The sequence below is a fragment of the Streptomyces sp. NPDC048523 genome (genome assembly GCF_043199815.1).
Taxonomy (GTDB): Bacteria; Actinomycetota; Actinomycetes; order Streptomycetales; family Streptomycetaceae; genus Streptomyces.
Window position 1 is genome coordinate 516,128 of the sequence record NZ_JBICWQ010000005.1, and the last position, 23,930, is coordinate 540,057.

A 23,930-nucleotide genomic window follows, 5' to 3' on the forward strand; every position below is an offset into this window, starting at 1 on the left:
GATCGGCGAGGTGCTCCTAGGGGCGTGGCGGGGGTCGTTCCGGCCCTTGCCCCGGCTCTCACGGCGTGAACGCCAGGAACCGCACCTCGGACCACTTGTGGCTGTCGTGGACGATCTCGATCTGCACGGAGGCCCGCTGCCCGGCGACCGGGCCCGCGTTCAGGCACGCGTCGACCTGGGCGTCGCCGCACTGCGTGGTCCGCAGCCGCGGCCCCTCGGGGAAGGTGGCCGCCACCCAGGCGCCGATCTCGCCGCGCGGCATCCGGAAGCGGGCGTCGTAGCGGGGCTCCGGCCCGGCCTCGATCCCGCACCAGGTGTCGTACGCCCCGGCCGGCAGCTTCGCCCCGCCGAAGGCCAGCGCCTGGGCACACGAGGTCTGCTTCACGTCCGCGGCGACCGAGTCGTCCGTGAACAGCCAGGCGATCCCCAGCGCGATCAGGGCCCCCACCACCAGCGTCGGCACGGCCAGGATCGCCAGGACGACGCCCCATCTGGTCCCGCCCGGCTCGGTCTGTTCCGGCACCGTCTCGATCTGCGTCTCGATCTGTGTCTTTGTCATGGCTTCCCCGTTTCCTCAGCCCCTGTTTACCGTGGCTGACCGGATCATGTCAGCCCTGGGAGGACAGGTTCCGTCTGGGCTTGCCACCCCCCTCCCCGGATGGGGGAGGATGGCGGAATCCGTACGAAGGGAAATTCACGGTGACCATCGATCCGTCCTCGATTCCGAACTTCGGGGGCCAGCCCGAGCCGCAGCCCCAAGGACCGGCGGGCCCCGTCGTCCCGGATCAGGATCTCGTGAAGCAGCTCCTCGACCAGATGGAGCTGAAGTATGTCGTCGACGACGAGGGTGACCTCGCGGCGCCGTGGGAGCAGTTCCGTACGTATTTCATGTTCCGTGGCGAGGGTGACCAGCAGGTCTTCTCGGTGCGGACGTTCTACGACCGGCCCCACCAGATCGACGAGAAGCCCACGCTGCTGGAGTCCATCGACGACTGGAACCGGCGCACCCTGTGGCCCAAGGTCTACAGCCACACCCATGACGACGGCACCGTCCGTCTGATCGGTGAGGCGCAGATGCTCATCGGCACCGGCGTCAGCCTGGAGCACTTCGTCTCCTCGACCGTCAGCTGGGTGCGCGCCGCCATCGAGTTCGACAAGTGGCTCGTCGAGCAGCTCGGCCTCGAGGAGGAAGTCAACGACGCCGAGAAGCCCGAGGACGACGAGTAGGCGTCCTCCGGCTACCGGGGCGTATCGGTTGACATGACCGGATACGCGCCGCAGGCAACGAGAGCCCGGCCAGGGCACCGGCCACCACGGCCGCGTGCCGGGGCCGGGCTCTGGCCGTCTGCGGCGGCACCGGTGCGAGCGGCGCCCGTCCACAGCCTGTGGGTAACTTTCCGACGCGGGACCGCCCCCCCATAAGCGAGCATTGGGTCGCCGGTGTCTTCAGCCGCTCCCGCCCCGGATCCTGGTCGTGAGCTAGAAGGCCGCCGTCCGGTCTTCGCTGCGCGGATCGATCACCTGGTGCCCGGTGTGGACGCCGGCGCGCGCCTCCCGACGCCAGGGACGCCCGTAGGTCACTGCGTCGGCGGCGGCCTCGGAAGTGTCGTCCAGGTTCACGACGGCTACCGATGGCGAGTCGTCCGTGGGACACCGGGCAAGCCAGTCGCCGTTGGGAGCGACGATTCCGGACGGTGCCTTGGCGCTGTGCTGTGCCGGCACCGCCAAACTGACCCAGTAGCTGTTGACCGCGGCGTGGCCCTGGGCCTGCGCGGCGGTGTTGCCCGGGGTGCCGCTGGTGGAGAACAGGACGCAGTCGACATCCAGCTTCTCGTATTCGGCGAACAACTCCGGGTAGTGGATCTCCATGCCGAGCAGGCAGCCGAAGCGCACACCGCCGACCTCGAAGGTCACCTTGGGGCTCCGCATGATCGAGATCAGGGGGGCGGCCGCTACTGTCCGGGATGCCTTCGACACCCCCTACGGCCTCCGCCCACAGCCTGTGGGCGGGCGCCCCTCTTTCCGTGTGGTCCCTCTCCAGCCGTGCAGAACGAGGATCAGCTGACCTTGACCGTCCAGGACGAGGAGTACGTGTCCGTCAGGTCGGTGGTGCCCGGGCGGTAGACCCGTAGCGTCCACGTCCCCGTGTGCGAGAAGGTGATCTTCGCGGTGGCGCTGCCGCTGGTGGAAAGGGTGGCGCTGGTGAGGGTCACCCACGTGCCGTCCTTCTGGCGGGCCTGAAAGCGCAGCGCGGTCCCCTTGACGTAGGGGGAGCTGAGGGCGGTGTAGGACGCGGGCTTGCCATGGACAGCGGTGACAGCCGGCCTGTTGACCGTGAGTACGGCCCTGACGCGCGAGGTCAGGGGCTTGCTGGTCGAGGGCGCCCACGTCAGGTTCTTCGGCGCGGTGACGGCACGCCAGGCGCCGTTGGACCTGGCGGTCGTGGTGTAGGAGGCCTTGCCCGTGCTGTCCGCGGTGACGGTCGCCTGGGTCTTCCAGGCGGTGGTTCCGGCCCGCTTGTACTGGAAACCGACCTTGGCGCCGGCCGCGGGCTTGGCGCCGGTCCGGGTCACGGTGGCCGTGAAGGTCGCCTTGTGGCCGTAGGCGCTGGTGGCCGGGCCGGTCAGCTGGGTCGTCGTGGCGGCCAGGACGCGGATCGGCGCGCTGCTGACGGTGGTGTCGCCGTACTGGGAGACGATGGTCAGCGTGACGTCGTGCACCCCGGTGGTCGTGGCCTTCCAGGTGCCGGAGGGCTGCGCGGGATAGCTGCCGGTGGCGAACGTCGTGCCGTCGACGTCGAGGGCCCAGTGCTCGGCCCGGCTGACGCCGTCGGCGGCGGATGTGGTGGCGGCGTAAGTCCGGCTGCTGCCCGCTGTGGGAAAGTCCTGGAAGCCGTCCGTCCAGGTCGGCGTGACCTCGGACACCACCCTGACCGGCAGGTCCGTCCGGCCGTGGGCGCCGCGGTCGTCGACCGTGTCGAACGTCAGCGTGTGGGCCCCGTAAGGGAGTTGGCCGACGTCAGCGAGGAAGCCCTCGGTGTTTCCCTCGTAGGTGTAGGCGCCGACCGGCGTCGTCGCCTGCGCCTTGCCGTCGAGCGACACGGTGGTGCTGACCGGGTAGGCGTAGTTGAGGTTGGACGGGAACGTCTTGTTGAGTGCCGACGGGTAGGCGTAGTCCACGCTCACCGGCGTCTCGTAGGGGCGGATGACGGTGTCGAGCTTCGGCGTGATGGTGAAGCCGTGGTCGACCAGGGTGACGGCCCGGACCGGGGAACCCGCGCGGCCGTCCTTGTCGTAGGCCACGACGTAGAGGTCTCCGGCGTACAGGCCTGCTGGGACCGCACTCGTGTCCAGTGTGGTGGTCCACGTCGCGCCGTCTGCCGGGGCGGCGGTCAGGTCGACAGGGGCGGGCCAGGCCCTGCCGGAGCTGAAGTACCGGACGCGCGAGACTCCGTTGTCGCCGGTCGCGGTGGCGCGCAGCGACAGCTCGCCGTCCGCGGACAGGCCCACGGGCTGGTGGGAGGTCCAGGCGGCGTCGCCCGGAAGATCGGGCAGGGTGACGACCGGCCGCCCATTGTCGACGGTGACGGTGGTGTGGGCTGTGACGGTCCGCGGGCGGGGACTGTCCACCTCGACGTCGATGGAGTTCGCGCCGTCGGCCACCAGCGGCGCGGCCACTCCGTTCGCGGAGCCTCCGAACTGCTGGGTGGCGGCGGTGTCCAGGGACGCGTGCAGAGTGCAGGAGGGCAGGCAGTCTCCCGGGCTCAGGCTGAAGGTCTGCTCGACCGTGCCGGTGCCCTGGTACACGGTGCTGCCGGTGATGCTGACCACGGCCTCGGTCGGCTCGTCGTCCGGGTCCCCGTGCACGGTGAAGGTGACATCCGTCGTGCCGGCGATCGTCTGCCCGGCACTGACCGAGCCGTCGCCTCCGGCATCCGAGGAAACGCCGTCGAACGTGATCGGGGCACCGATGTCATCCGCGACAGCGGCCGGCGCCGGTGCTACGGCGCACAGCACAGCGGCACTCGCGACAACGGCGAGCGATCTGACAGATCGGGATATGTTCACGTCTCTCCTCCGGGGCCTGCTCAGCGGCTCGGCGGAGGCGCCGGGTGCGGTCCGCACGCTGCCTCCGCTCAGGGTCCGGTTCCGTGGCGGACCCGGAAACGAGAGGCGGAGCGCAGTGGTTGACCAGTGTCGCGGCAGCGTGGAGATCTTGGATGAACTCCGAGTCACGTGTCAATGGCCTCGTGGGTGCAGCGACGCTTGGGACGGTCACGTTCCTGGTGGAGAAGCGGTCAGCGGGCGAAGGCCTTGCGCAGCCGTTCCGCCGCGTCCGTCAGGACCTCCGTGCGCTTGCAGAACGCGAACCGTACGAACGGTGCGCCCTCCTCGCGGTGGTCGTAGAAGACCGCGTTCGGGATGGCGACGACGCCCGCGCGCTCGGGCAGGGCGCGGCAGAAGGCGAAGCCGTCGCTCTCGCCGAGGGGGCGGATGTCGGTGGTGACGAAGTACGTGCCGGCCGGCTTGAAGACCTTGAAGCCCGCGTCCGCGAGGCCCGCCGCCAGCAGGTCCCGCTTGGCCAGCATGTCCTCGCGGAAGGCGGTGAAATAGCTGTCGGGGAGGGCGAGGGCCTCGGCGACCGCGTACTGGAAGGGGCCGGAGGAGACGTACGTCAGGAACTGTTTCGCCGAGCGGACCGCCGAGACCAGGCCGGGCGCCGCCGTGATCCAGCCGACCTTCCAGCCGGTGAAGGAGAAGGTCTTGCCGGCGGAGCCGATGGAGACCGTGCGCTCCCGCATCCCCGGGAAGGTCGCGAGGGGGATGTGCTCGGCGTCGTCGAACACCAGGTGCTCGTACACCTCGTCCGTGACCACCAGCAGGTCCCGCTCCACGGCCAGCTCGGCGATCGCCGTCAGCTCCTCGCGGGTGAGGACCGTGCCGGTGGGGTTGTGCGGGGTGTTGATGAGGAGCAGGCGGGTCCGGTCGGTGACCGCGGCGCGCAGTTCGTCGAGGTCCAGGCGGAAGCTGCCGTCGTGCGGGCGCAGAGTGACCGGGACCCTGGTCCCGCCCGCCATCGCGATGCAGGCCGCGTAGGAGTCGTAGTACGGCTCGAACGCGACGACCTCGTCACCCGGCTCCACCAGCGCGAGCAGTGCGGCGGCGATGGCCTCCGTGGCGCCGGCGGTGACCAGGACCTCGGTGTCGGGGTCGTAGGACAGGCCGTAGCGGCGCTCCTGGTGCGCGGCGACCGCCGTGCGCAGCTCCGGCACGCCCGGGCCGGGCGGGTACTGGTTGCCGCGTCCGTCGCGCAGCGCCCGCACGGCCGCCTCCCTGACCTCCTCGGGGCCGTCCGTGTCGGGGAAGCCCTGCCCCAGGTTGATCGAGCCGGTCCGCAGAGCCAGGGCGGACATCTCGGCGAAGATCGTCGTCCCGAACTCGGCGAGACGGCGGTTGAGCAGGGGGCGTGCGCTGGAAGTCATGCCGGTCATCCTGCGCCCAAGCTCTGGAGTTCCTCAACTCTGCTTTGGCCCGTGAGACAGAAGGGCATCTCCAGCTCACGCAACCGGCGAGGCGCCCACGGGGGGTCGCTTCGAGGGGGTAACGGAAGGAGGGTGAGCCATGGTCATCGGCTTCATCCTGGTGGTGTTCCTGGTCCTGTGCCTCGTGGGAGTGGTGGCCACGGTGTTCCGGAACGGCTCGACGCGTCGGCGTATGCGGGCCCACAGCGGCGGCGGCGGCAGTGCGGGCGCGGCCGGCGGCAGCTGGTGGGCCGGGGGAGACGGCGGCGGATCGGACTCCGGTGGCGGCGGCCACCACGGCGGTCACTCCTGCGGCGGCGGGTCGTCCTGTGGTGGCGGGTCGTCCTGCGGCGGCGGCGGGGGCGGATGCGGGGGAGGCAGCTGACACGGGGCAGCTGAGCTCCGCAGGGGGAACCGCATCCGAAACCGGGGGAGCGGGGGAACGCGGGGGCGTGCAGCCGGACCTGGGTCGGGCCGCACGCCCCCGCTTGTCGTTTCTTCACTCCGGTGCCCCGGCGCACGCTCTGGCCGCCGTGGCGCGCGCCGTGGTTGAACAGATGAGCTGGGGAGCCCACGCAGGGATGGAAACCCCCCGAAGTTGGGTAAAAACCCTGTGACGGCACCGCCGTTCATGATTCCCTCTAAACCACCAACGCAGCCCCTCGGACGTCCTGCGGACACGTCCTGACCTCCCGACTGGGCTGACCGGGCCGATCCCCCCACAGTCGCCCGGGTGCGCCGGTACCCCACACCACCCTTTCTTTGCGTGCTAGCGGAGCCGATCCATGCTCACGACCCTGAACACCTCGTACACCGACACGCGCGCGGCCGATCTCGCCTGGGCCCTGGGGCGGGAGCCGCTGCCCGCCCTCGCCGAGCTCGACCTCGAAATCGGCGGTGCAAAGCTGCAGTTGAGACTCCTCGGCGCGTCCCACCAAGTGCTCCTGGAGGAGGACCGGGGCACCTGCTCGGAGACGGTGGCATGCATCGCCGGAAGCAGTACGCCGCTGCCGCTGGGCGTGGCCAAGCGGGTGGGGAACTGGGAGTACGAGTTCGCCGCGCGCGTGGAGGCCCTGTCACCGGGCGAGTTCGCGGGCCGGGCACAGGAGTTGCTCGCGCTGGTGTCCGACCATCCGCACGGCCTCGCCGGCGTCTTTCCCGGCAGCCCGCACGCGTTCACCGCGCTGCTGGCCCAGCGGTACGAGGGGCAGGTGCACTGGCGGACCTGGCACGCGTATCCGCAGGACGGGCAGTTGGTGGCCACGCGGACCCGCGTCGGGGTCAGGGTCCCGGTGGGGACGACGGGTTGAGGGACGGGACGTCGGGTTGAGCGACACAAACCCCTGTTTCCCCGGTTCACTCCCGGTTCCACACGTGTGGGTGACGAAGCGTGCCGGAGCCGTGACGTAACGTCGCACCGTGATCGAGCCGCACGCCCCCGCCCCGCCCGGCGCTCCGCCCTCCTGGGCCGGGCCCGCGCGGCTGCCGGTCCGGCAGCGCACCGGACGGTTCCTCGTGCTCGCGTGCGTCTTCGTCTGCGCGGCCTGCGGACTGGTGTACGAGCTCGAACTGGTCGCTCTCGCCTCGTACTTGACCGGTGACTCGGTCACCCAGGCCTCCGTGGTGCTGTCCGTGATGGTCTTCGCGATGGGCATCGGTTCGCTGCTCGCCAAGCGGCTGCGCCGGAACGCGGCGGCCGCCTTCGGCGCGATCGAGGCGCTGCTCGCACTGGTCGGCGGGTGCAGCGCGATGGCGCTGTACGCCGTGTTCGCGTGGACCGGTGACTGGGGCGGGCTGTGGGCGAGCGGCCCGCGCTGGCTCCTGGTCGCGTTCTCCCTGGCCATCGGGCTGCTCATCGGCGCCGAGGTCCCCCTGCTGATGGAGCTGATCCAGCGCATCCGCCGCCAGGACGCCGGCGGCGCGGTGGCCGACCTGTTCGCCGCGGACTACGTCGGCGCCCTGGTCGGCGGCCTGGCCTTCCCGTTCCTCCTGCTGCCCCTGCTGGGCCAGTTGACCGGCGCGATGCTCACCGGCGCGGTCAACGCGGTCGCGGGCGGCGCCCTGGTCCTCGGCCTGTTCCGCCGCGACCTGACCCGCCGGGCCCGCTGGCTGCTGCTGGTCGCCAACCTCGCCGTGCTCTGCGTCCTCGCCACCGCCACCGTCCTCGTCGACGACTTCGAGCGGGCCGCGCGGGAGGCGGTCTACGGCACGGACGTGCGCGTCGCCCTGCAGACCGGCGTCCGCGAGATCGCCCTCACCGGCGGCACCGACGGCCGCCCCCTCGACCTCTACGTCGACGGCCGTCTGAGGGTCGGCGGCCGAGACGAGGACCGCTACCACGAGGCCCTCGTCCACCCCGCGATGGACGGCCCCCACGCGCGCGTGCTCGTCCTCGGCGGCGGCGACGGGCTCGCCGCCCGCGAGGTGCTCAGGTACTCCGGGGTACGGCGGGTCGACATCGTGGCACTGGACCCCGCGGTGGTCGACCTGGCCCGCCACGACCCGGCGCTCTCCCGGCTCAACGGCCACGTCTACGGCGACGCGCGCCTCCACGTCAGCACGGCGGACGCCTTCCGCCGGCTGCGGACGCCGGCGCCCGTGGCGTCGTACGACGTGGTGATCGCCGACCTGCCCGACCCCGGTGGCACCGCGAGCGCCAAGCTGTACTCGGAGGAGTTCTACGGCCTCGTCCGCCGCGTCCTGGCCCCCCGCGGCCGTCTCGTCGTGCACGCCGGGCCGGTCGCCTCCCGCCCCCGTGTCTTCTGGACGGTGGAGGCCACCGTGCGCGCGGCGGGCCTGCGCACCACGCCCTACCGCGTCGGCGGCCGCGACTCCGGCTTCGCCGCGGGACCAGGCCGCACGGCCGGGGCGTCCCGCGCCCCCCGCGACTGGGGCTTCGTGCTGGCGTCGCGGGGACCGCGCCCGGCACTGGCCCTGGACCCTGGGGGGCCCCGGCCGACGACCCTGACGGAGGAGTCCCTGCGGGCGGCGGTGAGGGCGGCACAGGCGACCAGGGTCCGGGGCCTCGGGGCGTCCACGTTGGTGCATCCGCGCTACTGATCCGCGCCGCGGGACGGAACGGCGCTGTCACTTTCCACCAACGGGGGTGCAGGACCGTCGCCCCTGGGTAGGCTCGGCAACCATGGAGCATGAGGTGTTCGTTCCGGTTCCGGTCGAGCGGCTGAGGCAGACCCTCGGGGACCCCGTCAGGGTGGCCCGGGCGGTCCCCGGGCTCCAGCAGGACGCCGGCGCGGACCCCGTCACCGGGCGCCTGAAGGTGCGGGTCGGCAGCCACTCCATCACCTACCGGGGCACGGCACACGTCTCGGCCCGGGACGACGGTTCCTACGCCGTCGAGGGCGAGGCCGGCGAGACCCGCGGCACCGGCTCGGTCAAGCTCGCCCTCACCCTGCGCCTGCGCGACACGGACGGCGGCACGACCCTCACCTTCGACGGCACGGCCACGGCGGACGGGCGCGTCACCGAACTTCCCCAGGACGCGGTGGGATCCGCGGTCGTACGCCTGCTGAACCGTTTCGCGGAGGCGCTGGGCGAGACGACGGAGGAACCGGAGCGGGCGGAGCCGACGGAGCCGGTGGAAACCGAGGAGCCTTCCGAGACGCCGGAGGCCGTGGACACCCCCGAAGAGCCCCCCGCCCCCCTCGTCGAGGACTTCACGGAGCCCGTCCACCCCCCGGCCGAGGCCGCCCACGCCCGCCGCACGATGATCGGCCGCAGCGCGGAAGAGGTCGACCACGCGCCCCCGAGAGGCCGCTACGCCCCCGTCCCCGCTCCCCAGACGGTCGCCTCGGGCCTGCCCCTGCGCTGGGCAGCCCCTGCGGCGGCGGTGGCCCTGGCATCGGCGATCGTGGTGGGAAGGGCCCTGAGAAAACGCCGTTGAGTAGGGTCGTCCCGTGAGCCAAGAAGACATCACACTGACCGCGGGCGACGCGGAAGTGACCTTGCAGCCGGGAAACGGCGGACGGGTCGGGGGACTTCGAGTCGGAGGCGTCCAACTGCTGCGCCAGGGCGAGCGGTTCGGCTGTTTCCCGATGGTCCCCTGGTGCGGCCGCACCCGGGACGGACGGTTCCGTGACGGGGCCGACGTCCACCAACTGCCGCTCAACTCCCCGCCGCACGCCATCCACGGCACGGCCCGCGACGGCGCCTGGACCGTCGCCCGCAGCAGCGCCGACGAGGCGGTCCTCACGTACGACCTCGTCGAGCCCTGGCCCTATACGGGCCGCGTCACCCAGATCGCGGCACTCACCCCGGACGCCCTGACCCTGACGATGTCCGTGGAGACGTACGACTCCTCCTTCCCGGCCCAGATCGGCTGGCACCCCTGGTTCAACCGCACCCTCGACGGCGGCGAGCCCGTGCGGCTCGACTTCACCGCCGCCTGGCAGGAGGAGCGCGGCGACGACCACCTGCCCACCGGCAACCGCGTCGAGCCGAAGCCGGGCCCCTGGGACGACTGCTTCGGCATGCCCGGCGGCGTCGACGTCACGCTCACCTGGCCCGGGCAGCTGGAGCTGAAGGTCGCCAGCCGCGAGGAATGGGTCGTGGTCTACGACGAGCAGGAGGCCGCCGTCTGCGTGGAGCCGCAGACCGGGCCGCCCAACGGCCTGAACACCCTGCCGCGCCTGGTCACACCCCTGGAGCCGCTGGAGGCCTCCACGACCTGGAGCTGGCGCCGCCTCTAAGCTGACAGGCATGACTGACGCACGCGCCGCCCTGAAGCAGCACATTCTCGACAAGGCCGTGGTGCACGGCAAGGTGACCCTGTCCTCGGGCCTGGAGGCCGACTACTACGTCGACCTGCGCCGCGTCACCCTCGACGGCGAGGCGGCCCCGCTGGTCGGACAGGTACTCCTGGACCTGACCGCGGACCTGGAGTTCGACGCGGTCGGCGGCCTGACCATGGGCGCCGACCCGGTCGCCGGCGCCATGCTGCACGCGGCCGCCGCGCGCGGGAAGCGCCTGGACGCCTTCGTCGTGCGCAAGGCGGCCAAGGCGCACGGTATGCAGCGGCGCGTCGAGGGCCCCGACATCGCGGGCCGCCGGGTCGTGGTCGTCGAGGACACCTCCACCACCGGTGGCTCGCCGCTCGAGGCGGTCGCGGCCGTGCGCGAGGCGGGCGCGGAGGTCGTCGCGGTCGCGACGATCGTGGACCGGGCGACGGGCGCCGCGGAGAAGATCGAGCAGGGCGCGGGAGTGCCGTACCTCTTCGCCTACTCGAAGGACGAGCTGGGACTGGCCTGACCACGGGATGGACCATCCGGCCAAGTCTGGAAGGATGGGGCCGACGATGACGTCGAACCCCCCCACAAGGTCTAGGTCAGGGCCGTAAGCACGCAGTACGCCAACCCGCAGATACAAGGAGCGGACACATGCCGATCGCAACTCCCGAGGTCTACAACGAGATGCTCGACCGGGCGAAGGCAGGCAGGTTCGCCTACCCGGCCATCAACGTGACCTCGACCCAGACCCTGCACGCTGCGCTGCGCGGCTTCGCGGAGGCCGAGAGCGACGGCATCATCCAGATCTCGACCGGCGGGGCCGAGTTCCTGGGCGGCCAGTACAGCAAGGAGATGGTCACGGGTTCCGTGGCCCTCGCCGAGTTCGCGCACATCGTCGCCGAGAAGTACCCGGTCACCGTCGCGCTGCACACCGACCACTGCCCCAAGGACAAGCTCGACGGGTACGTACGCCCGCTGATCGCCGTGTCCGAGGAGCGCGTCAAGGCCGGCGGCAACCCGCTGTTCCAGTCGCACATGTGGGACGGCTCGGCGGAGACCCTCGCCGACAACCTCTCCATCGCCCAGGAGCTCCTGGAGCGCGCCCGCGCCGCGAAGATCATCCTCGAGGTCGAGATCACCCCGACCGGTGGCGAGGAGGACGGCGTCACCCACGAGATCAACGACTCCCTCTACACGACGGTCGACGACGCCATCCGTACCGCGGAGGCGCTCGGTCTCGGTGAGAAGGGCCGCTACCTGCTGGCCGCCTCCTTCGGCAACGTCCACGGCGTGTACAAGCCGGGCAACGTCGTGCTCCGCCCCGACCTGCTGAAGGAGCTGAACGACGGCGTGGCCGCCAAGTTCGGCAAGCCGGCCGGCGCCCAGCCGTTCGACTTCGTCTTCCACGGCGGCTCCGGCTCCACGGAGGAGGAGATCCGCACCGCGCTGGAGAACGGCGTCGTCAAGATGAACATCGACACCGACACCCAGTACGCCTTCACGCGTCCGGTCGCCGACCACATGTTCCGCAACTACGACGGCGTCCTGAAGGTCGACGGCGAGGTCGGCTCCAAGAAGACCTACGACCCGCGGACCTGGGGCAAGCTGGCCGAGGCGTCGATGGCCGCCCGTGTCGTCGAGGCGACGCAGAACCTGCGCTCGGCGGGCACGAAGATCAAGTAAGGCCCGCTGAGGCCGATTGCGGTGAGCCCGGTGCCACGGCACCGGGCTCGCTGTATACCTGGGGTCATGTCCGACGTCCGGCTGGCCTCGCCGCAAGGCAAGTGGATCCTGCTCACCACCGTCCTCGGCTCCAGCATGGCGCTGCTGGACTCGACCGTCGTCAACGTCGCCCTGCCGGCCATCGGCCGCGACCTGGACGCCGACCTCGCCTCCCTCCAGTGGACGGTCAACGCGTACATGCTGACGCTGGCCGGGCTGATCCTGCTCGGCGGTTCCCTCGGGGACCGGTACGGCCGCCGCAGGGTCTTCGTGGTCGGGGTGGTGTGGTTCGCGGCCGCCTCCCTGCTGTGCGGCCTCGCCCCGAACGTGGGCGTCCTCGTCGCCGCCCGGGCCCTCCAGGGGGTGGGCGGCGCCCTGCTCACACCGGGGTCGCTGGCGCTGATCCAGGCCTCCTTCCACCCCGACGACCGGGGCCGGGCCGTCGGCCTGTGGTCCGGGTTCGGCGGTGTCGGGGCGGCCGTCGGTCCCTTCGTGGGCGGCTGGCTGGTGGACGGGCCGGGCTGGCGCTGGGTGTTCCTGCTCAACGTCCCGCTGGCCCTGCTGTGCGCGCCGATCGCCGTACGGCACGTGCCGGAGTCCGCGGACGGCCGGTCCGACCACGGGCGCTTCGACGTGCTCGGCGCGGTCCTGGGCGCGCTGGCGCTCGCGTTGGTGACGTACGCGCTGATCGAGGCGCGTTCCGGGTCCGTGTTGGTCGCCGTCACGGCGGTCGCGGGCGTGGCCGCGGGGGTGGCCTTCGTCGCCGTCGAGAAGCGCCGTTCCGACCCGATGATGCCGCTCGGGATCTTCGCGTCCCGGCAGTTCACCGCGGTCAACCTGGTGACCCTGTGCGTGTACGGGGCCTTCGGCGGGTTCTTCTTCCTGGGCGCCGTCCAGCTCCAGGTGGTGGTCGGCTACTCGGCCCTCCAGGCCGGTACGGCCCTGCTGCCGACGACCGTCCTGATGCTGCTGTTCTCCGCCCGCTCGGGCGCCCTGGCCGACCGCATCGGGCCGCGCATCCCGCTCACCGTGGGCCCGCTGCTGTGCGCGGCGGGGATGCTGCTGATGCTGCGGGTCGGGCCGGGGGCGTCGTACCTGCTGGATGTGGTCCCGGCCCTCCTGGTCCTCGGCACCGGCATGGTCACGCTGGTCGCCCCGTTGACGGCGACCGTGCTGGGCTCGGTGGACGCCTCGCGGGCCGGGCTGGCCAGCGGTATCAACAACGCGGCCGCCCGGGCGGCGGGCCTGATCGCGGTGGCCGCACTGCCGCTGGTCACGGGGATGGGGGAGGAGGCGTACCGGTCGCCTACGGCGTTCGACACTGCGTTCGAGCGGGCGATGACGGTGTGCGCGGGGGTGCTCGTGGTGGGGTCTGTGGTGGCCTTCGCGACGGTACGGTCGCTGCCGCCGGGGTGTCGTCGGCCGGAGTGCCGTACGTACGGGGCCGTGCTGTCGCCGCCGCTGGAGGGGGAGCGGGCTCGCGGGCGACTGGCGTAGGCCGTCTGCGCCACCGCCCCCCACGGACCCGTAGCGGGCAAGCCGTCCCCGGCGAGGGACACTGGACCCATGTCCATTCACGAGAACCTTCTCGGGGGCCCGCCCCCGACTCACCTCCCCGACGACCCGGAGCCCCGTGAGCTCCTGGCGAACGGCACCGCCCCCGCGGACGTCGCCGCGAAGTACCCGACCTCCTCGCTGGCCTGGGCGCAGCTGGCCGACGAGGCGTTCGACCGGGGCAGCGTCGTGGAGTCGTACGCCTATGCCCGTACGGGCTACCACCGCGGCCTGGACTCGCTGCGCCGCAGCGGCTGGAAGGGGCACGGCCCGGTGCCCTGGGAGCACGAGCCGAACCGCGGCTTCCTGCGCGCCCTGCACGCCCTCGCCCGTGCCGCGGGTGCCATCGGCGAGCAGGAGGAGTACGAGCGCTGCACGCAGTTCCTGAAGGACTCCTCGCTCACGGCGGCCGAGACGCTGGGCTGATCCGTCACCGTTCTCCGGGCCCGCCTGTGTGACCAGGCGGGCCTTGCCATTTCCGGGGAGCATGAAAGAGGATGCCCGGCGGGGACCGGGGCCCCGTGTCGGTAACGGCAGGGCGGACCGCTACCCGGAGTACACAGGAGACAGCGATGTCGTCCCACGAGGCTCAGGAAACGTACGAGCCGGAGACCCCGCATCTCGACTTCCAAGGCACGACGCCGTACGAGGACTACGTCAAGGCGGACGTGCTCACCCACCTCCAGCACACCCTCTCCGACGATCCCGGAGAGATGGTCTTCCTGGTCACGACCCAGGTCATGGAGCTGTGGTTCACCGTCATCGTGCACGAGTGGGAGACCGCGGCGGCCGCGCTGCGCGCCGACGACGTGCCCACGGCCGTTGCCGCGCTGAAACGATCCGTCCGTGAGCTGGAGGCGCTGAACGCCTCCTGGAAGCCGCTCGGCCAGCTGACGCCCGCGCAGTTCAACTCCTACCGCTCGGCGCTCGGCGAGGGCTCCGGCTTCCAGTCGGCGATGTACCGGCGCATGGAGTTCCTGCTCGGCGACAAGTCCGCGTCCATGCTCGTCCCGCACCGGGGCGCGCCCCGCGTCTACGCCGAGCTGGAGAAGGCGCTGCACGAGCCGAGCCTGTACGACGAGGTGCTGCGGCTGCTCGCGCGGCGCGGGCACGCGATCCCCTCCGCAGTCCTGAACCGGGACGTCTCGCGCCGGTACGAGCCGTCGCAGGAGGTCGAGGCCGCCTGGACGGCCCTCTACTCCGGCCCCGAGCACGACGAACTCGCCCGCCTGGGCGAGGCGTTGACGGATGTCGCCGAGCTGGTGTGGCGCTGGCGCAACGACCATCTCGTCGCCACCCGTCGCGCGATGGGCTCCAAGACCGGCACGGGTGGCTCCGCCGGGGTGGCCTGGCTGGAGAAGCGCGCGCAGAAGAACGTGTTCCCGGAGCTGTGGACGGCGCGGTCTCATGTCTGAACTCGCTTTTAAAGCACGGGAGTTGGACGCCGGTGATGAACTGGCTGGCCTGCGCGCGCAGTTCGTCCTCGACGAGGTGGTGTACCTGGACGGCAACTCGCTGGGCGCGCTCCCGGCCGCCGTCCCGGGGCGCGTCGAGGATGTCGTACGCCGCCAGTGGGGGTCCTTGCGGATCCGGTCCTGGGACGAGAGCGGCTGGTGGACCGCGCCCGAGCGGATCGGTGACCGGATCGCCCCGCTGGTCGGGGCGGCGGCGGGGCAGATCGTGGTCGGTGACTCGACCAGTGTCAACGTCTTCAAGGCACTCGTGGGTGCGGTGCGGCTCGCGGGCGGTCCGGCTGCCGGTCGTGACGAGGTGGTCGTCGACGCGACCACCTTCCCCACGGACGGCTACATCGCCGAGTCCGCCGCCCGGATGACCGGCTGCACCCTGCGGGCGGTGACCCCGGCGGAGGTGCCGGGCGCGCTGAGCAGCCGTACGGCGGCCGTCCTGCTCAACCACGTCGACTACCGCACCGGACGCCTGCACGACCTGCCCGGTCTCACGGCCGCCGTGCACGCGGCGGGCGCGATCGCCGTCTGGGACCTGTGCCACAGCGCGGGCGCCCTGCCGGTCGGTCTCGACGCGCACGGCGTCGACCTCGCCGTCGGCTGCACCTACAAGTACCTGAACGGCGGCCCCGGTTCACCGGCGTACCTCTATGTGCGCCGCGAACACCAGGACCGCTTCGACTCCCCGCTGCCGGGCTGGACCTCGCACGCCGACCCCTTCGGCATGAGCCCGTCCTACGCTCCCGCCGAGGGCGCGCTGCGGGGCCGGGTCGGCACCCCCGACATCCTCTCCATGCTCGCCCTGGAGGCGGCGCTGGAGGTCTGGGACGGGGTCCCGGTCGAGTCGGTGCGCGCCAAGTCCCTCGCCCTGACGGACTTCTTCCTGGAGTGCGTCTCGTCGTACGTCGACGAGGGCCGCGTCGAGTGCGTGACCCCGCTGGCCCACGGGCAGCGGGGCAGCCAGGTCGCGCTGCGCTGCGCGGACGCGGGCGAGGTGATGAAGCGGCTCGTCGAGCGGGGTGTGGTGGGCGACTTCCGGCACCCGGACGTGCTGCGGTTCGGCTTCACGCCGTTGTACGTCGGGTTCGCGGACGTGGAGCGGGCGGCGCGGGTGCTGGCTCGGGTGCTGGGGGAGACGCTCGTCCGCTGACAGGTGTGTCGTGGTGCCGGGCCGGGGTGACGTACACCCCGGCCTTCGTCGCCGCCACCGCCGCGTCCGGGCACGTCATCGGCCTGATAGCGTCCCGGCCAACGGCCGGATTCTCCTCCCGGATGCTTCACGGTCCGTCAGATCCGTTTCAGCGCTGAGAGGTTGGAGCATGCCGGACGACGCCGCAGAAGCCCGTGCCGTGGCCGAAGCCCGTGCCGTGGCCGAGGAGGAGTCGGCCTTCTCGCACCCGGCGGTCGACCCCGACGCCACCGCGGCGTACGGCGACGACCCCGACCAGGTGATCGACTTCTACACCCCGCGCGCGGCGGTGTCCCCCGGGGGCGGTCTCGCGCCCCTGGTGGTCGTCCTGCACGGCGGGGCGTGGCGGGCGCCGTACGACCGGCGGCATGTGACGCCGTTCGCGGACTTCCTGGCCCGGCGGGGGTTCGCGGTGGCCAATGTGGAGTACCGGCGGGGCGGTGTCTCCCTTCCGGCGCAGGACGCTGCCGTCGGCGCTGGTGACGGCGGCCCCGTCGCCGGGCGCTGGCCCGAGACCTTCGACGACGTGGCCGCCGCGATGGACGCGCTTCCCGGGTTCGTGCGGGAGTTCCTCCCGCAGGCCGACCCGCGCCGCATGGTGGTCACCGGTCACTCCGCGGGCGGCCACCTCGCGCTGTGGGCCGCGGCCCGGCACCTCCTGCCGGCCGACGCCGCCTGGCGCATCGACCGGCCGGCGCCCCTGCGCGGGGTCGTCGCCCTCGCCCCGATCGCCGACTTCACGGTCGCCGACAAGCTGGACGTGTGCGGCGGGGCGTGCCGTCAACTCCTGGGCGGCGAGGAGGAGTTCAGCGCGCGCGTGCCCTACGCCGACCCGGCTCTGCTGCTGCCCACCGGCATCGCGACGACCCTCGTCCAGGGCCGCAGCGACACGGTCGTCCCGCAGGCGGTCGCCGAGGCGTACGCGGACGCGGCGGCCAAGGCGGGCGAGGTGGTCGGCCTGACGCTGCTGGAGGACGTCGGCCACTTCCCGCTGATCGACCCGGCGGCGGACGCGTGCGCGGTGGTGGCGGAGGAGATCGCGCAGTTGGCGTGGTGAGGGCGGCCCCCGGCAGCCGTTTCCGCCCCTCCTGGGTGCTATCCGCCCCTCCCGGTGATACCCGTAATACCTGAGAGCTACGGCGCCAAAGAGCTCCCTGGCGTGACGCGGACGACAGCCGTGGCTCCGTAACTTCCCTTCCAGGCAAGCCCGATGGCCGGGCGTGTCCGCAGGGGAAGGGACGAGGACTGTGGGGAGCAGCTGGAGGGGCCGGCGCGAGCGCCGCCGCCGTGACGCGCGGCAGGACAGGGCAGACGACCGGCGCTCCCCTCGTTGGCGCCGGGCCCTCCTCGCCACCGTCATCACCGCCGCGGTGGTGGTCCCTCTCTCCGCCGCCGCCCGCCCCGAGATCCCGGCCCCGCTCCCCGCAACCCTCCCGAAGCCCACCGCCGCCAACCTCGACGAGATCTACGCCGCCAACAGCGCCGTCGCCGCCGAGGCCGCCCGCATGGCCGCGGCCCACGGCGACAGCCACCGTGCCGCGGCGGACCGGGAGTTGGCCGCCCCGAACCGCCACCTGCTCACCTTCGACGGCCGGGGTCCCGGAAGGGTGACGGAGGTCTTCGGCGACCTGGCCCGCGCCGACCATGTGGCCGTCCTGGTCCCCGGCTCCGACACCTCCCTGGACACCTACGACCGCTTCCGGGCGACGGCGGCGTCCCTGCGGCGGCAGCTCACCGGCACCGCCCCGCACGGCACCCGGACCGCGGTGGTCGCCTGGCTCGGCTACCGCACCCCGGACACCGTCAGCACCACGGTCCTGACCACCGGCAGGGCCGACGAAGCGGCCCCCGACCTGCGCGCGTTCATAGGCCGGCTCCGGGGTGTCCTCGCCGGCGCCACCACCGTCTCCCTCGTCTGCCATTCCTACGGCACGGTCGTCTGCGCGAGGGCCGCCGCCCACCTGGACATCGACGACCTGGCTCTCATCGGCAGCCCCGGCACGGGCACCGGCACCGCCTCGGCCCTGCACACCCCCGCCCGGGTCTGGGCGGCCAGGGGCAAGGACGACTGGGTCGGCGAGGTCCCCCACGTCAGGAGCGATCTTTTCGGCGTCACCGTCGGATTCGGCACCGACCCGGTCTCCCCGGCCTTCGGCGCCCGCGTCTTCGCCGCCGGAAAGGGCGGCCACAGCGACTACTTCAGCCCGGGCTCGGTCTCCCTGACCAACCTCGCCCGGATCGTCCTCGGAGACACCACGGAGGTGACCCGTGCCTGAGACCCACCACACCGGGGACGGCGTACGCGCCGGCATACGTCACAGAGCTGACGGCATACGCCAGGGCGCTCACGGCATACGCCAGGGCGCTCACGGCATACGCCGGGCCGCCGACCGGATCGACGCGGTGACACCTCCCGAGCGGGGCCGTGCCGTCGACGCCCTGCGCGCCTTCGCGATCCTCGGTGTCGTCCTCGGCCACTGGCTGGTGACCGCCCTGGTCGCCGACGGGGGCGCCCTGCATACCGCGAGCCCGCTGCAGCACATGCCGTGGCTGGCCCCGATCTCCTGGGCGTTCCAGACACTGGCCGTGTTCTTCCTGGTCGGCGGCCATGTGGCGACACGCGGCTACATCTCGGCACGGGCCCGCGGGACGACGTACGGCCAGTGGCTGACGAGCCGTCTGTCGCGGCTGTTCAAGCCGGTGGCCGCGGTCCTCGCCCTGTGGACGGTGGCGGCGACGGCCCTGCTGCTGACGGGAGCCGAATTCGAGACGGTCCGCACCCTGGTCAGACTCGCCCTGTCCCCGATGTGGTTCCTGCTCGTCTTCAGCGCGCTGACGGCCGTGACTCCGTTGCTGCTGCGGCTCCACCCGCTGTGGCCGCTGGCCATCGTCCTGCACGTGGACATCGTGCGCTTCGGGCTGGGTGGGCCCGACTGGCTCGGCTGGGTGAACCTGGCGGCCGGCTGGCTGGTGCCGTACACCCTGGGCGCGGCCTGGACGCGGGGCGAGCTGGAGGGACGGCGCGTGGGATGGGTGCTGTTCGGGGGCGGTGCGGTGGCGACCGCGGTGCTCGTCGGGTGGGCGGGGTATCCGGCGTCGATGGTCGGCGTGCCGGGCGCCCAGGCCTCCAACCTGAACCCGCCGACGCTGGCCGCCGTCACCTTCGGTCTGGCCCAGTGCGGTCTGGCCCTGCTGCTGCGCGACCGGTTGCGCGGCGGTATGCCACGCCCCGTGGCCTGGGCGGCGGTGGCGTTCGTCAACCTCTCCGCCATGACGATCTTCCTGTGGCACCAGACGGCGCTGATGGCCACCACGGCCACCGGCCTCGTCCTCGGCAGGCTCCCCGGTCTGCACACCGTGCCCGACTCACTGGGCTGGGTGGCGGCCCGGCTGGCCTGGCTCCCGGTGTTCGTCCTCGTCCTGGCGGTGTGCCGGTCGGCCTTCCGCTCCCTGGAGCAGGGACCGCGCCGGGGCGGGGGACGTCCGTCACGGGTGATCCGGGTCCACCGCCGTACCGATCGGGTGGCAACGGAGGAGGCGCGTCATGCCTAGGGTGGTCGGCGTGAGGGAGACGGGGGGCCGGCAGGTGGTCGTGGGCCGGGTGCAGCGCTGGTTGCGGGTGCTGCGCGCCGACCTGTGCACGCTCCGGGCCGATCCGCTGCCGCCGTCGGTCTGGCTGCGGTGGCTGCCGCACGGTGTGCTGTGCATGGCCGCGTTCGGGATCACACTCGGCGGCGCGGCCCAGCTCAATGACAGCGGGCATCTGGACGCCAGGTACGCCTTCCTGCTCGCGCTCGGGCAGGGTGGCGCGGTGGTCCTCGCGATGTGGCGGCCGGTTCCGGCCTGGTGGCTGTCGACGGTGGCTGCCGTGGTGGGCGCCGTCGCGGTGTACGTCCGGATGGAGGCGGGCTACTCGTTCACCTGGCCTTGGACCGCGGCCGGGATCATCGCCCAGTTGCTCGTCATGCTGCTGCTCGCGCTGCGGGTGCCCACCCGCGTCTCCGCGGAGGCGCTGACCGTGACCGTACTGGTCACTCTGCTCCTGGAGGGACTGGCGGACTCCAAGGCGGAGTACTCGCCCACCGGAGTGCTCGCGATCTCACTGATCGTGGTCGTCGTGCTGCTCGGCACAGCTCTGCGTGGCCGCCGCGAGGCCCGCGCGGAACTCGGCAGGCAGACCACACTCACCGCCGAGGAGCGGGCCCGTCGCACCCTGCTGGAGGAGCGCAGCCGGATCGCGCGCGAGCTGCACGACGTCGTCGCCCACCACATGTCCGTCATCTCGATCCAGGCGCAGGTCGCCCCGCACCTCGTCGAGAACCCGTCCGAAGAGCTCCGCGAGAACCTCGACGGCATCCGGCAGAACGCGCTGGAGGCACTGACAGAACTGCGCCGGGTGCTCGGCGTGCTGAGGGCCGAGCATCCCGAGACGCCCGAGCAGGCCGCCGACCCCGCCACCGGCACCGCCCCGCACGCGCCGCAGCCCACGCTCGACCGGCTCGACGCGCTCGTGGAGAACACCCGGGCGGCCGGAACGGCCGTCGAGGTCGATGTGCGAGGTGCCCGGCGGCCGCTGCCGCCCGGCGTGGATCTGTCGGCGTACCGGATCGTGCAGGAGGCGCTGAGCAACGTCCTGCGCCACGCGCCCGGCGCGACCGCCTCCGTCGCGCTCGTCCACTACGTGCACGGGGTGGACGTGCGGGTCGTCAACTCACGGCCCACCCGCAGCGTGCCGTCCTCCCCGGGCGCGGGACACGGCCTGCTCGGCATGCGGGAGCGGGCCGCGATGCTCGGCGGCACCCTGCGCGCCGGCCCCCGCCCTGACGGCGGCTACGAGGTGGCCGCGTATCTTCCGACGGCACCCCCGGCCGCGCCCGACCAGCTCACCGACCCGAAGGACACCACCGCATGACGAGCGGCACGAGCGGCAGCATCCGCGTACTCATCGCCGACGACCAGCAGATGGTCCGGCAGGGCTTCGGCGTGCTGCTGGGCGCCCAGCCCGGCATCGAGGTGGTCGGGCAGGCGGTCGACGGACTGGACGCGATCGCCAAGGTCGACGAACTCGTCCCGGACGTCGTCCTGATGGACATCCGCATGCCCGAGCTGGGCGGCATCGAGGCCACCCGCCGCATCACCGGGGAGCGCCCGGAGATCCGGGTCCTGGTGCTGACCACGTTCGACCTCGACGAGTACGTCTACGAGGCGTTGCGGGCCGGCGCCTCCGGGTTCCTGCTGAAGGACGCCTCCGCGGAGCAGCTCGCCGAGGCCGTGCGGGTGGTGGCGGCCGGGGACGCGCTGCTCGCGCCCGGCATCACCCGGCGGCTGATCGCCGAGTTCTCCCGTCTCGACAACCGGCCCCGCGCCCCGCTCAAGAGGCGGGTCGGCGAGCTGACCGAGCGGGAGACGGAGGTCCTCGCCCTGATCGCGCAGGGCCTGTCGAACGCGGAGATCGCCGAGCGGCTGGTCGTGGCCGAGCAGACGGTGAAGACCCACGTGGGGCGCATCCTGGTGAAGCTGGGCCTGAGGGACCGTACGCAGGCGGCGGTGTTCGCGTACGAGTCGGGGCTGGTGCGGCCGTCGGGCTACTGATCAGCGACCTCCGGTACCCGTAGTACCTGAGAGGGATGCCGAAGGACCCGTCTCGTTGGTGACGACGGTGACCGCCGCCCGCGCCTACCTTTTTGACTGTGACCGAGACGACCGAGACATACATGACACCCCCGCACGGGGACAGCGGCGAGTTCGACGCGTACCAGCCCCGCAGCCCGGAGTTCAGGGCTGCCGTGGACGCCCTGCGTGGCCTGCGGCAGGACTTGATCAGCAATGCCCTCGCCTATCGCCCGCTGCCCCCGATGCGCGTCGACAGGGGGCTCTCCCGCAGGTTGCCCGGCCGAGCGCGGGAGTACGCGGCCTGGACACCGCACGTGCTGATCACCGCGGCCGGCCTGGTCGCGATGCTCATCGGCTCGGCCAACAGTGACACCGGCGAGGTCACCGGTCTCTTCGTCGGCGTGCTCGCCCTGGCCCCGGTACTGCTGACCATGGTGCGGCCGGTCCTGGCCTTCTGGGTCTCGATGGGCGCGACCGCGGCCACCTACGCGGTGGCTTTCACCGCCTGGGACGAGTGGCCCTGGCTGGACGGCAGCTTCGCCTGCCACCTCATGGTGCTCACGCTGGTGGCCATACGCACCAGGCCGCGCACAGCGGCGTGGATGTGGCTGCTGACCGGGGTCTACGGCCTGATGTGGGAGGGAGCCTTCAGCGGCGGGCACTACAACAGCTCCGACACGGTGCAGCTGCTGTTCGTCTCCGCCCTGTCCCTGCTCGCCGTCAGCGTCTGGCACATACGCCGTGACGCCCAGGAGACGGTGACCGCCCAGCAGACGGTGACCGCGCACGAGCGCTCCCGCCGCACGCTCCTGGAGGAGCGCACGACGATCGCCCGCGAGCTGCACGATGTGGTCGCCCACCACATGTCGGTCGTCGCCATCCAGGCGGAGGCCGCGCCCTACCGGGTGGAGAACCCGCCCCCGGAGCTGGAGAAGGCGTTCGCCACGATCCGGGAGAACGCGGTGGCGGCCCTGACCGAGCTGCGCCGGGTCCTCGGAGTGGTCCGCGCCGAGGACTACGAGGCACCGGACGCCCCGCAGCCCACCCTCGCCGACCTGGACGCCCTGCTCGGCAACGTGCGGGAGGCGGGCCTGAGCGTCGACAAGGCGGTCACCGGCGCGGTGCGCGAACTCCCGCAGGGCGTCGAGCTGTCGGCGTACCGGATCGTGCAGGAGGCACTGAGCAACACCCTGCGCCACGCCCCCGGGGCGAGCGCACGGGTCGAGATCGGATACGTCCTGGGCGGCCTGGGCCTGCGCATAGTCAACGGCCCGCGGCCCGAGCTGTCGCTGCTGAAGCCCTCGCCCGGCGCGGGCCACGGCATCACCGGCATGCGGGAGCGGGTCTCCATGCTGAACGGTGAGATGACGGCGGGCGCCACGGACGAGGGCGGGTACGAGGTGGCGGTGTTCCTCCCGGTGCCGCTGCCGGTGCCGCTCAGGGACGAGGGTGAGGCATGACGATCCGGGTCCTGGTCGCGGACGACCAGATGATGGTCCGCGAGGGCTTCTCCGTCCTCCTGAACGCGATGCCGGGCATCGAGGTGGTCGGCGAGGCCGTCAACGGCCGCGAGGCGGTGGACCGGGTCCGTGAACTCGCCCCCGACGTGGTCCTGATGGACATCCGGATGCCGGAGCTGAACGGCATCGAGGCGACCAGGGAGATCGTCGCGGCGGACGGCACGGCGAAGGTCCTGGTCCTGACGACCTTCGACCTCGACGAGTACGTCTACCAGGCCCTGCGCGCGGGAGCCTCGGGCTTCCTCCTCAAGGACGCCTCGGCCCGTCAACTCGCCGAAGGGGTAAGGGTGGTGGCCTCCGGGGAGGCCCTCCTCGCCCCCTCCGTCACCAGACGCCTGATCACGGAGTTCTCCAAACTCTCCGAGTCCCCGAGGCTCATGGCCTCGGCCCACTCGGCCTACGGCGACCTCACCGACCGCGAGACGGAGGTCCTGATCCTCATCGCCCAGGGCCTGTCGAACTCGGAGATGGCCGAGCGCCTGATGGTCGCCGAGTCGACGATCAAGACCCACGTCAGCCGCATCCTGGTGAAGCTGGGGCTGCGGGACCGCACCCAGGCGGCGGTGTTCGCATACGAGGCGCGGCTGGTGACGCCGGGGTGAC

General features: G+C 72.1%; 23 protein-coding genes. 19 read left to right on the forward strand and 4 right to left on the reverse strand.

Annotation, left to right across the window (positions count from 1 at the left end):
- Positions 1-58: 58 nt before the first annotated feature.
- Complete coding sequence (locus ACGFWE_RS27965; RefSeq protein ID WP_393602517.1) at positions 59-559, reverse strand: hypothetical protein; 501 nt, start codon at positions 557-559, stop codon at positions 59-61.
- A 140-nt stretch (positions 560-699) separates the two neighbouring features.
- On the opposite strand from ACGFWE_RS27965, the gene ACGFWE_RS27970 reads away from it, so the two are divergent.
- Complete coding sequence (locus tag ACGFWE_RS27970) at positions 700-1,227, forward strand: YbjN domain-containing protein (protein ID WP_020119256.1); 528 nt, start codon at positions 700-702, stop codon at positions 1,225-1,227.
- Positions 1,228-1,479: 252 nt separating this feature from the next.
- On the opposite strand, the gene ACGFWE_RS27975 is transcribed toward ACGFWE_RS27970, so the two are convergent.
- The 3 genes from ACGFWE_RS27975 to ACGFWE_RS27985 form a co-directional block, all read right to left on the reverse strand.
- Positions 1,480-1,914: a hypothetical protein gene (locus ACGFWE_RS27975; RefSeq protein ID WP_393602519.1), complete on the reverse strand. Its 435-nt coding sequence runs from the start codon at positions 1,912-1,914 to the stop codon at positions 1,480-1,482.
- A 143-nt stretch (positions 1,915-2,057) separates the two neighbouring features.
- Entirely contained in the window at positions 2,058-4,067 is a 2,010-nt protein-coding gene (locus ACGFWE_RS27980) for a hypothetical protein (protein WP_352387608.1), read from the reverse strand.
- A 230-nt stretch (positions 4,068-4,297) separates the two neighbouring features.
- On the reverse strand, positions 4,298-5,491 hold the full coding sequence (locus ACGFWE_RS27985) for a pyridoxal phosphate-dependent aminotransferase (protein WP_393602521.1): 1,194 nt from the start codon (positions 5,489-5,491) through the stop codon (positions 4,298-4,300).
- A gap of 130 nt (positions 5,492-5,621) precedes the next feature.
- On the opposite strand from ACGFWE_RS27985, the gene ACGFWE_RS27990 reads away from it, so the two are divergent.
- The 18 genes from ACGFWE_RS27990 (at position 5,622) to ACGFWE_RS28075 (ending at position 23,929) form a co-directional block, all read left to right on the forward strand.
- Complete coding sequence (locus ACGFWE_RS27990; RefSeq protein WP_393602523.1) at positions 5,622-5,906, forward strand: hypothetical protein; 285 nt, start codon at positions 5,622-5,624, stop codon at positions 5,904-5,906.
- 400 nt (positions 5,907-6,306) lie between these two features.
- Positions 6,307-6,831 (forward strand): DUF2617 family protein, encoded by a 525-nt coding sequence (locus ACGFWE_RS27995; protein WP_352387614.1) that lies wholly within the window; start codon positions 6,307-6,309, stop codon positions 6,829-6,831.
- A 109-nt stretch (positions 6,832-6,940) separates the two neighbouring features.
- Entirely contained in the window at positions 6,941-8,581 is a 1,641-nt protein-coding gene (locus ACGFWE_RS28000) for a polyamine aminopropyltransferase (RefSeq protein WP_393602525.1), read from the forward strand.
- Positions 8,582-8,663: 82 nt separating this feature from the next.
- A complete protein-coding gene (locus ACGFWE_RS28005; RefSeq protein ID WP_393602527.1) occupies positions 8,664-9,422 on the forward strand; it encodes an SRPBCC domain-containing protein in 759 nt (252 codons plus the stop codon).
- A 13-nt stretch (positions 9,423-9,435) separates the two neighbouring features.
- On the forward strand, positions 9,436-10,227 hold the full coding sequence (locus ACGFWE_RS28010; RefSeq protein WP_393602529.1) for an aldose 1-epimerase: 792 nt from the start codon (positions 9,436-9,438) through the stop codon (positions 10,225-10,227).
- Positions 10,228-10,237: 10 nt separating this feature from the next.
- Complete coding sequence (gene pyrE, locus ACGFWE_RS28015) at positions 10,238-10,786, forward strand: orotate phosphoribosyltransferase (protein WP_352387621.1); 549 nt, start codon at positions 10,238-10,240, stop codon at positions 10,784-10,786.
- A gap of 128 nt (positions 10,787-10,914) precedes the next feature.
- The gene (gene fbaA / locus ACGFWE_RS28020) at positions 10,915-11,946 is read left to right on the forward strand and encodes a class II fructose-bisphosphate aldolase (RefSeq protein ID WP_352387623.1); all 1,032 of its coding nucleotides are present in this window, start codon (positions 10,915-10,917) and stop codon (positions 11,944-11,946) included.
- A 66-nt stretch (positions 11,947-12,012) separates the two neighbouring features.
- On the forward strand, positions 12,013-13,482 hold the full coding sequence (locus tag ACGFWE_RS28025; protein ID WP_393602531.1) for an MFS transporter: 1,470 nt from the start codon (positions 12,013-12,015) through the stop codon (positions 13,480-13,482).
- A 69-nt stretch (positions 13,483-13,551) separates the two neighbouring features.
- On the forward strand, positions 13,552-13,965 hold the full coding sequence (locus ACGFWE_RS28030) for a DUF3151 domain-containing protein (protein ID WP_352387627.1): 414 nt from the start codon (positions 13,552-13,554) through the stop codon (positions 13,963-13,965).
- Positions 13,966-14,111: 146 nt separating this feature from the next.
- The gene (locus ACGFWE_RS28035; RefSeq protein WP_393602533.1) at positions 14,112-14,954 is read left to right on the forward strand and encodes a tryptophan 2,3-dioxygenase family protein; all 843 of its coding nucleotides are present in this window, start codon (positions 14,112-14,114) and stop codon (positions 14,952-14,954) included.
- Entirely contained in the window at positions 14,947-16,155 is a 1,209-nt protein-coding gene (gene kynU / locus ACGFWE_RS28040; RefSeq protein WP_393602535.1) for a kynureninase, read from the forward strand. Before ACGFWE_RS28035 ends, kynU begins: the two co-directional genes overlap by 8 nt.
- Before the next feature lie 169 nt (positions 16,156-16,324).
- The gene (locus ACGFWE_RS28045) at positions 16,325-17,251 is read left to right on the forward strand and encodes an alpha/beta hydrolase (RefSeq protein ID WP_393602537.1); all 927 of its coding nucleotides are present in this window, start codon (positions 16,325-16,327) and stop codon (positions 17,249-17,251) included.
- A 190-nt stretch (positions 17,252-17,441) separates the two neighbouring features.
- On the forward strand, positions 17,442-18,470 hold the full coding sequence (locus ACGFWE_RS28050; protein ID WP_393602539.1) for an alpha/beta hydrolase: 1,029 nt from the start codon (positions 17,442-17,444) through the stop codon (positions 18,468-18,470).
- 55 nt (positions 18,471-18,525) lie between these two features.
- On the forward strand, positions 18,526-19,746 hold the full coding sequence (locus ACGFWE_RS28055; RefSeq protein ID WP_393602795.1) for an acyltransferase: 1,221 nt from the start codon (positions 18,526-18,528) through the stop codon (positions 19,744-19,746).
- Positions 19,739-21,106 carry a sensor histidine kinase gene (locus ACGFWE_RS28060; RefSeq protein WP_393602541.1) on the forward strand — a complete coding sequence of 456 codons (1,368 nt, stop codon included), beginning with the start codon at positions 19,739-19,741 and terminating at the stop codon, positions 21,104-21,106. The genes ACGFWE_RS28055 and ACGFWE_RS28060 overlap by 8 nt, the downstream gene beginning before the upstream one ends.
- Positions 21,103-21,786, forward strand: a complete 684-nt coding sequence (locus ACGFWE_RS28065) for a response regulator transcription factor (protein WP_352387638.1) — start codon at positions 21,103-21,105, stop codon at positions 21,784-21,786. The genes ACGFWE_RS28060 and ACGFWE_RS28065 overlap by 4 nt, the downstream gene beginning before the upstream one ends.
- Positions 21,787-21,884: 98 nt before the next feature.
- Complete coding sequence (locus ACGFWE_RS28070) at positions 21,885-23,267, forward strand: sensor histidine kinase (RefSeq protein ID WP_393602543.1); 1,383 nt, start codon at positions 21,885-21,887, stop codon at positions 23,265-23,267.
- Positions 23,264-23,929: a response regulator gene (locus ACGFWE_RS28075; RefSeq protein ID WP_393602545.1), complete on the forward strand. Its 666-nt coding sequence runs from the start codon at positions 23,264-23,266 to the stop codon at positions 23,927-23,929. Before ACGFWE_RS28070 ends, ACGFWE_RS28075 begins: the two co-directional genes overlap by 4 nt.
- Position 23,930: the final 1 nt, after the last annotated feature.